We start from the raw sequence: 13,854 nt of genomic DNA on the forward strand, positions 1-13,854 counted from the left end.
AGGCTGTTATGCTCAGTATCTTCAAACCTGCGCCCCACAGGGCGCGTCTGCCAGAGGCAGAAATAGATCCGCTCTATCGCCGTCTGCGTTGGCAAATCTTCCTGGGGATCTTCTTCGGGTATGCGGCGTACTACCTTGTACGTAAAAACTTCGCGCTCGCCATGCCGTATCTGGTGGAGCAGGGCTTCTCCCGCGGCGATCTGGGGTTCGCGCTGTCGGGGATATCCATCGCCTACGGTTTTTCCAAATTCATCATGGGTTCCGTGTCGGATCGCTCGAATCCGCGCGTGTTCCTGCCTGCCGGTCTGATCCTGGCGGCAGCGGTGATGCTGTTTATGGGCTTTGTGCCATGGGCAACCTCCAGCATTGCCATCATGTTCGTGCTGCTGTTCCTCTGCGGCTGGTTCCAGGGAATGGGGTGGCCGCCGTGCGGACGCACCATGGTGCACTGGTGGTCGCAGAAAGAGCGCGGCGGCATCGTGTCGGTGTGGAACTGCGCCCATAACGTGGGCGGCGGTATTCCGCCGCTGCTGTTCCTGCTGGGGATGGCCTGGTTCAACGACTGGCACGCGGCGCTCTATATGCCTGCCTTTGGTGCCATTCTGGTGGCGATTATTGCTTTCGCCCTGATGCGCGATACGCCGCAGTCCTGCGGCCTGCCGCCGATTGAAGAGTACAAAAATGACTATCCGGATGATTACAGCGAGAAGCACGAAGAAGAGCTGACCGCGAAGCAAATCTTCATGAAGTACGTCCTGCCGAACAAGCTGCTGTGGTACATCGCGGTCGCCAACGTGTTCGTTTATCTCCTGCGCTACGGCATTCTGGACTGGTCCCCGACCTACCTGAAAGAGGTGAAGCACTTCGCGCTGGATAAATCCTCCTGGGCATACTTCCTGTATGAATACGCCGGTATCCCGGGCACCCTGATTTGCGGCTGGATGTCGGACAAGGTGTTTAAGGGCAACCGCGGTGCGACGGGCGTCTTCTTTATGACCCTGGTGACCATCGCGACGGTAGTGTACTGGCTCAACCCGCCGGGAAATCCGGGTGTGGATATGGCCTGTATGATCGTCATCGGCTTCCTGATTTACGGTCCGGTGATGCTGATCGGTCTGCACGCCCTGGAGCTGGCGCCGAAGAAAGCGGCGGGAACGGCGGCGGGCTTTACGGGCCTGTTCGGCTACCTCGGCGGTTCGGTCGCGGCGAGCGCCATCGTGGGCTATACCGTTGACTTCTTCGGCTGGGACGGCGGCTTTATGGTGATGATCGGCGGCAGCGTGCTGGCGGTACTGCTGCTGGTTGTTGTGATGATCGGTGAAAAACGTCACCACGCGGAAGTGCTGGCGCGTCGTCAATAAGGAGCTTTGCGATGAAATTAACTCAGTTAGCAACCGGCCTGCTGCTGGCGGGCCTGATGACAGGCTCCGCGCTGGCGGTGGATAAAATCGTTATTGCCCACCGCGGTGCGAGCGGCTATCTGCCAGAGCATACGCTGCCGGCAAAAGCGATGGCCTATGCGCAGGGGGCGGATTACCTGGAGCAGGATCTGGTGATGACGAAGGACGACCAGCTTGTCGTCCTGCACGACCATTATCTTGACCGCGTGACGGACGTAGCAGAGCGTTTCCCGGATCGCGCCCGCAAAGATGGCCGCTTCTACGCCATTGACTTCACGCTGGCGGAGATCCGCTCCCTGAAGTTCACCGAAGGCTTCGAGATTGAAAACGGCAAGAAGGTGCAGGTCTATCCGGGACGTTTCCCGATGGGCAAATCTGACTTCCGGATCCAGACCTTCCAGGAAGAGATTGAGTTTGTTCAGGGACTGAACCACTCCACCGGTAAAAACATCGGCATCTACCCGGAAATCAAAGCCCCATGGTTCCACCATCAGGAAGGGAAAGACATTGCCGCGAAGACGCTGGAGGTGCTCAAACAGTACGGCTACACCAGCAAGCAGGACAAAGTCTACCTGCAGTGTTTTGACGCCGCCGAGCTGAAGCGCATCAAAACCGAGCTGGAGCCGAAGATGGGGATGGATCTCAATCTGGTGCAGCTGATTGCCTATACCGACTGGAATGAAACCCAGGAGAAGCAGCCGGACGGCAAGTGGGTGAACTACAGCTACGACTGGATGTTTAAGCCGGGCGCGATGAAGCAGATTGCGCAGTACGCCGACGGCATCGGGCCGGATTACCACATGCTGGTGGCGGAAGGCTCAACGCCGGGACACGTGAAGCTGACGGCGATGGTGAAAGAGGCGCATGCCAGCAAGATGCAGGTGCATCCGTACACCGTGCGTGCAGACCAGCTGCCGCCGTATGCCACGGATGTGAATCAGCTTTATGAGGTGTTATATAACCAGGCGGGCGTGGACGGACTGTTTACGGATTTCCCGGATAAAGCGGTCAGCTTCCTGAAGGATTAACGCTGAAATTGCCGGGTGGCGGCTGCGCCTTACCCGGCCTACGAACTGCGGTTTTGTAGGTCGGGTAAGCGAAGCGCCACCCGACACCATCACATCTCGATCTCGATATCGCCTTTTGCCCGGCAGCAGCAGGGCAAAATTTCCCCTTCGTTGATAAAGGCCAGTGGTTCGGTCAGCCAGTCCACCTGGCCGGCGACCAGACGGCAGCGGCAAGAGCCGCAGTAGCCGGAACGACACTGGTACTCTACTTCGACCTGATGCGCCTCAAGCGCCACCAGCAGAGAAGGGTGCTCTTCCCGACACAGTACCTCAGTGCCGGAAAGACTTAACGTGACGCGTGACATCAGAGCTGGAAGTCGCTCAGGTCGTCGGTGTTGACTTCAGAATCAATCTGACCGACCAGATAAGAACTCACTTCCACTTCCTGCGGCGCAACCTGCACGTTATCGGACACCAGCCAGGTGTTGATCCACGGGATAGGGTTAGAGCGCGTCTGGAACGGCAGGTCGAGACCGACCGCCTGCATGCGGATGTTGGTGATGTACTCAACGTACTGGCACAGGATGTCTTTGTTCAGGCCAATCATGGAGCCGTCGCGGAACAGGTAGTCTGCCCACTCTTTCTCCTGCTGAGCCGCCAGCACGAACAGGTCGTAGCACTCCTGCTTGCACTCTTCGGCGATTTCCGCCATCTCCGGATCGTCCGTGCCGCTGCGCAGCAGGTTCAGCATGTGCTGGGTACCGGTCAGGTGCAGGGCTTCATCGCGGGCAATCAGACGGATGATTTTGGCGTTGCCTTCCATCAGCTTGCGCTCGGCAAAGGCGAAGGAGCAGGCGAAGCTGACGTAAAAGCGGATCGCTTCCAGCGCGTTAACGCTCATCAGGCACAGGTACAGCTGTTTTTTCAGCGCGCGCAGGTTAACGGTGATGGTTTTACCGTTCACATGGTGAGTGCCTTCGCCCAGCAGGTGCCAGTAGCTGGTCATCTCGATCAGCTCGTCGTAGTAATGGGCAATGCCTTCCGCGCGCTTCTGGATCTGCTCGTTGGTGACGATATCGTCAAACACCACCGCCGGATCGTTCACGATGTTGCGGATGATGTGGGTGTAAGAGCGGGAGTGGATCGTCTCAGAGAACGCCCAGGTTTCCACCCAGGTTTCCAGCTCAGGAATCGAGATCAGCGGCAGCAGCGCCACGTTCGGGCTACGGCCCTGAATGGAGTCCAGCAGCGTCTGGTACTTCAGGTTGCTGATGAAGATATGTTTTTCGTGATCCGGCAGAGACTGGTAGTCAATACGGTCGCGGGAGACGTCCACTTCTTCCGGACGCCAGAAGAAGGAGAGTTGCTTTTCAATCAGCTTTTCGAAGATGTCATATTTTTGCTGATCGTAGCGTGCCACGTTGACCGGCTGGCCGAAGAACATCGGCTCTTTGAGCTGGTCGTTTTTCGTCTGTGAAAAGGTGGTATATGCCATGAGTGTGTCCTAAAAACGTAGGCCGGGTAAGCGTAGCGCCACCCGGCATTTACATTAGATCTTACATGCGCCGCTTTCGCAGCCATCGTCCTGAATTGACGGAACCAGGTCGTCCTGCGCGTCTTCCGCACCGTCACGGGTGTTGTGATAGTACAGCGTTTTCACGCCAAATTTATAGGCGGTCAGCAGGTCTTTCAACAGCTGCTGCATCGGCACCTTGCCGGACGGGAAGCGCGTCGGGTCATAGTTGGTATTGGCAGAGATCGACTGGTCGATAAACTTCTGCATGATACCCACCAGCTGCAGGTAGCCGTCGTTGTTTGGCATTTCCCACAGCAGCTCGTAGTTGTCACCCAGCGTCTCGTAATCCGGCACCACCTGACGCAGCACGCCATCTTTCGAGGCTTTGATGCTGACGTGGCCGCGCGGCGGCTCAATACCGTTGGTGGCGTTAGAGATCTGCGAAGAGGTCTCGGACGGCATCAGGGCAGAGAGCGTGGAGTTACGCAGGCCGTGAGTCTTGATGGACTCGCGCAGGCCTTCCCAGTCGAGGTGCAGCGGCTCGCTGACGATCGCATCCAGGTCTTTCTTGTAAGTGTCGATTGGCAGAATGCCTTTCGCGTAGGTGGTTTCGTTGAACCACGGGCACGCGCCTTGCTCTTTCGCCAGCTCGTTGGACGCTTTCATCAGGTAGTACTGAATCGCTTCGAACGTCTGGTGCGTCAGGTTGTTGGCGCTGCCGTCGGAGTAACGCTTGCCGTTTTTCGCCAGCCAGTAGGCGAAGTTGATCACGCCGATACCCAGGGTACGACGTCCCATCGCACCGCGTTTCGCGGCCGGGATTGGGTAATCCTGGTAGTCCAGCAGGGCGTCGAGCGCACGAACCGCCAGCACGGCCAGCTCTTCCAGCTCGTCCAGGCTCTTGATGGCACCCAGGTTGAACGCGGACAGCGTACACAGCGCAATTTCACCGTTTTCGTCGTTCACGTCTTCCAGCGGTTTGGTCGGCAGGGCGATCTCCAGGCACAGGTTAGACTGGCGCACTGGTGCAACCACCGGATCAAACGGGCTGTGGGTGTTGCAATGGTCAACGTTCTGGATGTAGATACGGCCGGTAGAGGCACGTTCCTGCATCATCAGGGAGAACAGGTCCACCGCCTTCACGCGCTGCTTGCGGATGCTGTCGTCCTTTTCGTATTTGGTGTACAGACGCTCGAATTCGTCCTGATCGGCGAAGAACGCGTCGTACAGGCCCGGGACGTCGGACGGGCTGAACAGGGTGATCTCTTCGCCCTTCAGCAGGCGGGTGTACATCAGCTTGTTGATCTGCACGCCGTAGTCCATGTGACGCACGCGGTTGCCTTCAACACCACGGTTGTTTTTCAGGACCAGCAGGCTTTCCACTTCCAGGTGCCACATAGGGTAGAACAGGGTCGCAGCACCGCCGCGCACGCCGCCCTGAGAGCAGGATTTTACGGCCGTCTGGAAGTGCTTATAGAACGGGATACAGCCGGTGTGGAACGCTTCACCGCCGCGAATCGGGCTGCCCAGCGCACGAATGCGGCCGGCGTTGATGCCGATACCGGCGCGCTGGGAAACGTATTTCACAATGGCGCTGGACGTGGCGTTGATGGAGTCCAGGCTATCACCGCACTCGATCAGTACGCAGGAGCTGAACTGACGGGTTGGGGTGCGCACGCCAGACATGATTGGCGTCGGCAGTGAAATCTTGAACGTCGATACCGCATCGTAGAAACGCTTCACGTAATCCAGACGGGTGTCACGCGGATAGTTAGAGAACAGGCAGGCAGCCACCAGAATATAGAGGAACTGGGCGCTTTCGTAGATCTCACCGGTTACACGGTTCTGAACCAGGTATTTGCCTTCGAGCTGCTTCACCGCCGCGTAGGAGAAGTTCATGTCGCGCCAGTGATCGATAAACCCGTTCATCTGCTCGAACTCTTCTTCCGTATAGTCTTCCAGCAGATGCGTGTCGTATTTGCCCAGCTCAACCATTTTCACCACGTGATCGTAAAGCTTCGGCGGCTCAAACTGGCCGTAGGCTTTTTTACGCAGGTGGAAAATCGCCAGACGTGCAGCGAGGTACTGATAATCCGGTGCTTCGCGGGAGATGAGGTCCGCCGCCGCTTTAATGATCGTTTCGTGGATATCAGACGTTTTGATGCCGTCGTAGAACTGGATGTGTGAACGCAGTTCAACCTGGGAGATAGATACGTTGTTCAGTCCTTCTGCTGCCCAGTCGAGAACTCGATGGATTTTGTCCAGATTGATACGCTCGGTAGTACCGTCGCGCTTTGTCACCAGCAGACTCTGATTCATGTGGGGTTTACCTGTCCGTGAAATAAAAAAATATCCCCCGCTTATCCACAGAACCGTCTTGTGACTAACTCTGTGGATAAATACTACATATAGGGGGTTTGCGATAAGAAAAACGCTATATGGTGAGTATTCTAGTAAGGATTCTTTTCAGTACAAGGGTTGATTTTGACGTTAAATTGAGGTTGTGAAAGGGTAAAAAAGGCTAAGTCCTCGTACCGTAAGGCCTGGAAGACATGTCAATAATTAAGAAAAAAAATTCAAAATTTGATCGAGTGCTGATTTCTTCAACGGGCGGTCAGAATTGCGCAACATGATGTCGCGCAATCTTTATAAGAATAACGAATGACGTTAGTCGTTTTTGGCGGTTGTATGCAACATATAGTTAACATCAACGCCCGGTGCGAGTTTGAATTTATTGGTCAGCGGATTGTAGTGCAGACCGGTGATGTGCTGCTCCTTGAGCCACGTCTGGTCGACCCAGCCTAACAGTTCCGCAGGCTTGATGAATTTCTTCACGTCATGCGTGCCTTTCGGCACCATGCGCAGCACATACTCCGCGCCAACGACGGCCATCAGCCAGGCTTTACCGTTGCGGTTGATGGTCGAGAAGAAGACCTGTCCACCCGGTTTCACCAGTTTTGCACAGGCGTGCACCACGGACTGCGGATCGGGAACGTGTTCCAGCATCTCCATGCAGGTTACCACATCGTACTGATGGGCATGTTTTGCCGCGTGTTCTTCCACGGTTTCCTGCACGTAGTCCACCTGTATGCCAGACTCCAGCGCATGAAGACGAGCAACCTGCAGCGGTTCAAAGCCCATATCCAGGCCCGTGACGTTCGCCCCTTCGCGCGCCATGCTTTCCGCCAGGATACCGCCACCGCAGCCGACATCGAGCACTTTTTTACCGAACAGACCGCCGGCACGCTCCGCGATATAGCCCAGACGCAGCGGGTTAATACGGTGCAGCGGTTTGAACTCGCCTTCGAGATCCCACCAGCGGGACGCCACCGCTTCAAATTTGGCAATCTCTTCGTGGTCAACGTTGTGAGCCACCGGGGATTTTTCGGCATTCATGGGCGCTTTTACTCCTTATTTAGCAAGACGAATGAGTATATCAGGCAATCCCTGTGAATAAAGCGTATAGGTTTACCTCAATCACCTCGGCTGTGTTATAATTTGCGACCTTTGAATCCGGGATACAGTAGAGGGATAGCGGTTAGATGAGCGACCTTGCGAGAGAAATTACACCGGTTAACATCGAGGAAGAGCTGAAGAGCTCCTATCTGGACTATGCGATGTCGGTCATTGTTGGCCGTGCGCTGCCGGACGTCCGCGATGGCCTTAAGCCGGTACACCGTCGCGTACTATACGCCATGAACGTATTGGGCAATGACTGGAATAAAGCCTATAAAAAATCTGCCCGCGTCGTCGGTGACGTCATCGGTAAATATCACCCGCATGGTGATATCGCCGTTTATGACACCATCGTTCGTATGGCGCAGCCATTCTCCTTGCGCTACATGCTGGTAGATGGTCAGGGTAACTTTGGTTCAGTCGACGGCGACTCCGCTGCGGCGATGCGTTATACGGAAATCCGTATGTCGAAAATCGCTCATGAGCTGATGGCCGACCTGGAAAAAGAGACCGTTGATTTCGTCGATAACTACGACGGCACCGAGCGCATCCCTGATGTGATGCCCACCAAGATCCCGAACCTGTTAGTGAACGGTTCGTCCGGTATCGCGGTCGGTATGGCAACCAACATTCCGCCGCACAATATCACCGAGGTGATCAACGGCTGTCTGGCTTATATCGACGATGAAGATATCAGCATTGAAGGGCTGATGGCACACATCCCGGGCCCGGACTTCCCGACAGCGGCGATCATCAACGGTCGTCGCGGCATTGAAGAAGCGTACCGTACCGGCCGCGGCAAGATTTACATCCGTGCCCGCGCTGAAGTAGAAGCGGACGCCAAAACCGGCCGTGAAACCATTATTGTTCACGAGATCCCGTATCAGGTGAACAAAGCGCGTCTGATTGAAAAAATCGCCGAGCTGGTAAAAGAAAAACGCGTTGAAGGCATCAGCGCGCTGCGTGACGAGTCTGATAAAGACGGTATGCGCATCGTGATTGAGATCAAACGCGACGCGGTGGGTGAGGTTGTCCTGAATAACCTGTACTCCCAGACGCAGCTTCAGGTCTCCTTCGGTATCAACATGGTTGCGCTGCACCATGGTCAGCCGAAGATCATGAACCTGAAAGAGATCCTGAGCGCGTTCGTCCGTCACCGCCGTGAAGTGGTGACCCGTCGTACCATCTTCGAACTGCGCAAAGCGCGCGACCGTGCACACATCCTTGAAGCGCTGGCGGTTGCGCTGGCCAACATCGACCCGATCATCGAGCTGATCCGTCGTGCGCCAACCCCGGCGGAAGCGAAAACCGCGCTGGTTTCCCGTCCGTGGGATCTGGGCAACGTCGCCGCGATGCTGGAACGTGCGGGCGATGACGCGGCGCGTCCTGAATGGCTGGAACCTGAGTTCGGCGTGCGTGACGGTCAATACTACCTGACTGAACAGCAGGCCCAGGCGATTCTGGATCTGCGTCTGCAGAAACTGACCGGCCTTGAGCATGAAAAACTGCTCGACGAATACAAAGAGCTGCTGGAACAGATTGCTGAGCTGCTGCATATCCTGGGCAGCGCAGAGCGCCTGATGGAAGTGATCCGCGAAGAGCTGGAGCTGGTCCGCGATCAGTTCGGCGACGAGCGCCGCACCGAAATCACCGCCAACAGCGCGGACATCAACATCGAAGACCTGATCAACCAGGAAGACGTTGTGGTGACCCTGTCTCACCAGGGCTACGTGAAGTATCAGCCGTTAACGGACTACGAAGCACAGCGTCGTGGCGGTAAAGGTAAATCTGCAGCACGTATTAAAGAAGAAGACTTTATTGACCGCCTGCTGGTGGCGAACACCCATGACACGATCCTCTGCTTCTCCAGCCGCGGTCGTCTGTACTGGATGAAAGTCTATCAGCTGCCGGAAGCAAGCCGTGGCGCACGTGGTCGTCCAATCGTTAACCTGCTGCCGCTGGAAGCGAACGAACGTATCACCGCCATTCTGCCGGTACGCGAATACGAAGAGGGCGTGAACGTCTTTATGGCGACCGCCAGCGGTACCGTGAAGAAAACCGCGCTGACCGAATTCAGCCGTCCGCGTTCTGCCGGTATTATCGCCGTGAACCTGAACGAAGGCGACGAGCTGATTGGCGTGGATCTGACCTCCGGTTCCGATGAAGTCATGCTCTTCTCTGCGGCCGGTAAAGTGGTGCGCTTCAAAGAAGACGCCGTCCGTGCAATGGGCCGTACCGCGACGGGCGTACGTGGTATTAAACTGGCTGGCGAAGACAGCGTTGTTTCTCTGATTATTCCGCGCGGTGAAGGGGCTATCCTGACCGTCACGCAGAATGGTTACGGTAAACGTACGGCGGAAGGGGAATACCCAACCAAGTCTCGCGGCACGCAGGGCGTTATCTCCATCAAGGTGACCGAGCGCAACGGTTCCGTTGTCGGCGCGGTGCAGGTAGACGATGCCGACCAGATCATGATGATCACCGATGCCGGTACGCTGGTGCGTACCCGCGTGTCTGAGATCAGCGTGGTGGGTCGTAACACCCAGGGCGTGATCCTCATCCGTACAGCGGAAGATGAAAACGTGGTGGGTCTGCAGCGCGTTGCCGAGCCGGTGGATGACGAAGAGCTCGACTCCATCGACGGTAGCGTCGCGGAAGGCGATGAGGACATCGCGCCAGAAGCCGACACTGACGATGACGTAGCGGATGACGCTGACGAGTAATGTCTCCTGATGCAAAAAAGGGCCGGATTCCGGCCCTTTTCTTTTGCAGAAGCAGATAAGTCAACGTTGCGACCTGGCGCGTTTACCGCTACCTTAACCACATTCTTTTGACCCCGACGGCGGAGCCTCGCCCCCTTGAAATACCTCGTCTCCTTTCGTACTACGCTGAAAGTCTCTCGCTATCTGTTTAGAGCGCTGGCGCTCCTGCTTTGGCTTCTGGTGGCCTTGTTCTCGGTGTTTTACATCGTTAATGCGCTGCATCAGAAAGAAGCGGAGATCCGCCAGGAGTTTAACTTAAGCTCCGACCAGGCCCAGCGCTACATTCAGCGAACGTCTGACGTCATGAAGGAGCTGAAGTATATTGCCGAGAATCGTCTGACGGCGGAAAACGGTATTCTTGCGCTCCGCGGGCGTAACGACAAAACTGAAGTTCCGGACTTCCAGCCGCTGTTCCCGGATTCCGATTGCTCCACCATGAGCAATACCTGGCGCGGGTCGCTGGAATCGCTAGCCTGGTTTATGCGCTACTGGCGCGACAACTTCTCCGCCGCCTATGACCTGAACCGCGTCTTCCTGATTGGCAGCGAAAATCTCTGCATGGCTGACTTTGGCCTGCGCGACGTGCCCGTTGAACGTGACAATGCGCTGAAAAGCCTGCATGAACGTATTGTGAAATACCGCAATGCACCACAGGACGAGCGCGGGAATAACATCTTCTGGGTGAGCCAGGGCCCGCGCCCCGGCGTGGGCTATTTCTATGCCCTGACGCCGGTTTATCTCGGTAATCGCCTGCAGGCGCTGATGGGGATTGAGCAGACCATCCGCATGGAAAACTTCTTCACCCCTGGCAGCCTGCCCATGGGGGTGACCATTCTGGATGAAAACGGCCATCAGCTGATCTCGCTTGCCGGGCCCGATAACCGGCTGAACGTCGAACCGCACTGGATGCAGGAGCGGTCGTGGTTTGGCTATACATCGGGCTTCCGCGAGCTGGTGCTGAAGAAGAGCCTGCCGCCTTCGTCGCTGAGTATCGTCTATTCGCTGCCGGTGGATATGGTACTTGAGCGGATACGCATTCTTATCATGAATGCGATTCTGCTCAACCTGCTGGCGGGGGGGGCGCTGTTTACGCTGGCACGCATGTATGAGCGGAAAATCTTTATTCCCGCCGAAAGCGACGCCCAGCGCCTGGAGGAACACGAGCAGTTTAACCGCAAGATTGTTGCCTCGGCGCCGGTGGGGATCTGTATCCTGCGTACCCAGGACGGGACCAACATCCTGAGTAACGAACTGGCGCATAACTACCTGAACATGCTGACGCACGAAGACCGGCAGAGGCTGACGCAGATTATCTGCGGTCAGCAGGTTAACTTCGTTGACGTGCTCACCAGTACGCACACCAACCTGCAGATCAGCTTTGTCCATTCCCGCTATCGCAATGAAAACGTGGCGATTTGCGTGCTGGTGGATGTCTCCGCGCGCGTGAAGATGGAAGAGTCGTTGCAGGAGATGGCGCAGGCGGCGGAGCAGGCCAGCCAGTCAAAATCCATGTTCCTTGCGACCGTCAGCCACGAGCTGCGTACGCCGCTGTACGGGATCATCGGTAACCTCGACCTGCTGCAGACTAAAGAGCTGCCGAAAGGCGTCGACCGGCTGGTGACGGCGATGAACAACTCCTCCAGCCTGCTGCTGAAAATCATCAGCGATATTCTCGACTTCTCTAAAATTGAGTCCGAGCAGCTGAAAATCGAGCCGCGCGAGTTTTCACCGCGCGAGGTGATGAACCACATTAGCGCCAACTATCTGCCGCTGGTGGTGCGTAAACAGCTGGGGCTCTACTGCTTTATCGAACCGGACGTGCCGCTGACGCTGCACGGCGATCCGATGCGCCTGCAGCAGGTCATCTCTAACCTGCTCAGCAACGCCATCAAATTTACCGATACCGGCTGTATTGTGCTGCACGTCTGCCGGGCAGGGGATTACCTGAGCATTCGCGTGCGCGACACGGGGGTTGGCATCCCGGCGAAGGAGGTGGTTCGCCTGTTCGATCCGTTCTTCCAGGTCGGTACCGGCGTGCAGCGTAACTTCCAGGGCACCGGACTGGGGCTTGCGATTTGTGAGAAGCTCGTCAGCATGATGGACGGCGATATCTCCGTGGATACCGAGCCCGGCATGGGCAGCCAGTTCACCATCCGCATTCCGCTTTATTCGGCGCAATATCCGGCAAAAACCACGGTAGACGGCCTGAGCGATAAGCGCTGCTGGCTGGCGGTGCATAACGCCTCGCTGAATGACTATCTGACGGCGCTGCTGACCCACTGCGGCGTGAGGGTGTGCCGCTATGAAGGTCAAACACCGGACGTTGACGATGTGCTGATCGCCGACGAGATGCAGGAGCAGCCGTGGCAGGGGAGAGGGTCGGTGCTCTTCTGCCGTCGCCACATCGGCATTCCCGTCGAGCGAGCGCCTGGGGAATGGGTACACAGTGTTGCGACGCCGCACGAGCTGTTGAGCCTGCTGGCACGCATCTACAAAGTGGAGCTGGAAGAGCGCGACGGCGCGGGCGGATTGCCGTCACCGGAGTCTCTGGCGTCGGTGAATGACGATATGATGATTCTGGTGGTGGATGACCATCCGATTAACCGCCGCCTGCTGGCTGACCAGCTTGGATCGCTGGGCTACCAGTGCAAAACCGCCAATGACGGCGTGGATGCGCTGAACGTACTGAGTAAGAATCATATTGATATCGTGCTGAGCGACGTCAACATGCCTAACATGGACGGCTACCGTCTGACGCAGCGCATCCGGCAGCTTGGCCTGACGCTGCCGGTGGTGGGCGTAACGGCGAACGCGCTGGCGGAAGAGAAGCAGCGCTGTCTGGAGTCAGGCATGGACAGCTGTCTGTCGAAACCGGTGACGCTGGACGTGCTGAAGCAGACGTTGTCCGTCTATGCGGATCGGGTAAGGAAAACGAGACAATAAAAAAGGCCCGCAAGGGCCTTTTTATTTGCCCGGCGGCGCTGCGCTTGCGCGGGCCTACGGGTTTTGTAGGCCGGGTAAGCGCCAGCGCCACCCGGCATTTACAGTGGAGATCAATCCTTATCCGTTGCGCTCAGCGTCACGGAGGAGAGATAGTTCAGCAGAGCAATATCGTTGTCCACACCCAGCTTCATCATCGCTGATTTCTTCTGGCTGCTGATGGTTTTAATACTGCGGTTCAGCTTCTTGGCAATCTCGGTCACCAGGAAACCTTCTGCGAACAGGCGCAGAACTTCACTCTCTTTCGGCGACAGACGTTTGTCACCGTAGCCACCCGCGCTGATTTTTTCCAGCAGACGAGAAACGCTTTCAGGCGTGAACTTCTTGCCTTTCTGCAGCGCCGCAAGCGCTTTAGGCAGATCGGTCGGTGCGCCCTGTTTCAGCACAATCCCTTCGATATCCAGATCCAGTACCGCGCTCAGGATCGCCGGGTTGTTGTTCATGGTCAGAACAATGATCGAGATATCCGGGAAGTGACGTTTAATATATTTGATGAGCGTGATCCCATCACCGTATTTGTCTCCGGGCATGGAGAGATCGGTAATGAGCACGTGTGCATCAAGCTTTGGGAGGTTATTGATCAGTGCTGTAGAGTCTTCAAATTCACCGACTACATTCACCCACTCGATCTGTTCAAGTGATTTGCGAATACCGAACAGTACAATCGGATGGTCATCGGCAATAATTACGTTCATATTGTTCATGTATAAGGC

9 protein-coding genes are annotated in these 13,854 nt (G+C 56.4%); 4 read left to right on the top strand and 5 right to left on the bottom strand.

The window, feature by feature from the left end:
• Nucleotides 1-8: 8 nt before the first annotated feature.
• Together glpT and glpQ are read left to right on the top strand one after the other, a co-directional pair.
• Nucleotides 9-1,361, top strand: a complete 1,353-nt coding sequence (glpT, locus tag LLF79_RS01435) for a glycerol-3-phosphate transporter (RefSeq protein ID WP_021241541.1) — start codon at nt 9-11, stop codon at nt 1,359-1,361.
• Between the two features lie 11 nt (nt 1,362-1,372).
• Complete coding sequence (gene glpQ / locus LLF79_RS01440) at nt 1,373-2,428, top strand: glycerophosphodiester phosphodiesterase (protein ID WP_227879023.1); 1,056 nt, start codon at nt 1,373-1,375, stop codon at nt 2,426-2,428.
• A gap of 89 nt (nt 2,429-2,517) precedes the next feature.
• Here the strand turns inward: glpQ and yfaE are convergent, their stop codons facing one another.
• From yfaE to ubiG, 4 genes are all read right to left on the bottom strand, one after another.
• A complete protein-coding gene (gene yfaE, locus LLF79_RS01445) occupies nt 2,518-2,772 on the bottom strand; it encodes a class I ribonucleotide reductase maintenance protein YfaE (protein ID WP_008500234.1) in 255 nt (84 codons plus the stop codon).
• The gene (gene nrdB / locus LLF79_RS01450) at nt 2,772-3,902 is read right to left on the bottom strand and encodes a class Ia ribonucleoside-diphosphate reductase subunit beta (protein WP_008500235.1); all 1,131 of its coding nucleotides are present in this window, start codon (nt 3,900-3,902) and stop codon (nt 2,772-2,774) included. The genes yfaE and nrdB overlap by 1 nt, the downstream gene beginning before the upstream one ends.
• 54 nt (nt 3,903-3,956) lie before the next feature.
• On the bottom strand, nt 3,957-6,242 hold the full coding sequence (gene nrdA, locus LLF79_RS01455; RefSeq protein ID WP_008500237.1) for a class 1a ribonucleoside-diphosphate reductase subunit alpha: 2,286 nt from the start codon (nt 6,240-6,242) through the stop codon (nt 3,957-3,959).
• Nucleotides 6,243-6,590: 348 nt separating this feature from the next.
• Complete coding sequence (ubiG, locus tag LLF79_RS01460) at nt 6,591-7,319, bottom strand: bifunctional 2-polyprenyl-6-hydroxyphenol methylase/3-demethylubiquinol 3-O-methyltransferase UbiG (RefSeq protein ID WP_045414674.1); 729 nt, start codon at nt 7,317-7,319, stop codon at nt 6,591-6,593.
• A 146-nt stretch (nt 7,320-7,465) separates the two neighbouring features.
• Between ubiG and gyrA the strand changes: the two genes are divergently transcribed.
• The gene (gene gyrA / locus LLF79_RS01465; protein ID WP_021241538.1) at nt 7,466-10,102 is read left to right on the top strand and encodes a DNA topoisomerase (ATP-hydrolyzing) subunit A; all 2,637 of its coding nucleotides are present in this window, start codon (nt 7,466-7,468) and stop codon (nt 10,100-10,102) included.
• A gap of 135 nt (nt 10,103-10,237) precedes the next feature.
• On the top strand, nt 10,238-13,084 hold the full coding sequence (gene rcsC / locus LLF79_RS01470; RefSeq protein WP_039024002.1) for a two-component system sensor histidine kinase RcsC: 2,847 nt from the start codon (nt 10,238-10,240) through the stop codon (nt 13,082-13,084).
• 110 nt (nt 13,085-13,194) lie between these two features.
• On the opposite strand, the gene rcsB is transcribed toward rcsC, so the two are convergent.
• Entirely contained in the window at nt 13,195-13,845 is a 651-nt protein-coding gene (gene rcsB / locus LLF79_RS01475) for a response regulator transcription factor RcsB (protein WP_003859405.1), read from the bottom strand.
• Between the last annotated feature and the right edge of the window lie 9 nt (nt 13,846-13,854).

Source organism: Enterobacter cloacae complex sp. 2021EL-01169, assembly GCF_020733125.1.
Classification (GTDB): domain Bacteria; phylum Pseudomonadota; class Gammaproteobacteria; order Enterobacterales; family Enterobacteriaceae; genus Enterobacter; species Enterobacter roggenkampii.

What these genes read in the sequence shown, in the direction of transcription:
- ubiG (WP_045414674.1), bottom strand. Translation starts at nt 7,319, where the DNA reads ATGAATGCCGAAAAATCCCCGGTGGCTCACAACGTTGACCACGAAGAG.
- nrdA (WP_008500237.1), bottom strand. Translation starts at nt 6,242, where the DNA reads ATGAATCAGAGTCTGCTGGTGACAAAGCGCGACGGTACTACCGAGCGT.
- yfaE (WP_008500234.1), bottom strand. Translation starts at nt 2,772, where the DNA reads ATGTCACGCGTCACGTTAAGTCTTTCCGGCACTGAGGTACTGTGTCGG.
- glpQ (WP_227879023.1), top strand. Translation starts at nt 1,373, where the DNA reads ATGAAATTAACTCAGTTAGCAACCGGCCTGCTGCTGGCGGGCCTGATG.
- nrdB (WP_008500235.1), bottom strand. Translation starts at nt 3,902, where the DNA reads ATGGCATATACCACCTTTTCACAGACGAAAAACGACCAGCTCAAAGAG.
- gyrA (WP_021241538.1), top strand. Translation starts at nt 7,466, where the DNA reads ATGAGCGACCTTGCGAGAGAAATTACACCGGTTAACATCGAGGAAGAG.
- glpT (WP_021241541.1), top strand. Translation starts at nt 9, where the DNA reads ATGCTCAGTATCTTCAAACCTGCGCCCCACAGGGCGCGTCTGCCAGAG.
- rcsB (WP_003859405.1), bottom strand. Translation starts at nt 13,845, where the DNA reads ATGAACAATATGAACGTAATTATTGCCGATGACCATCCGATTGTACTG.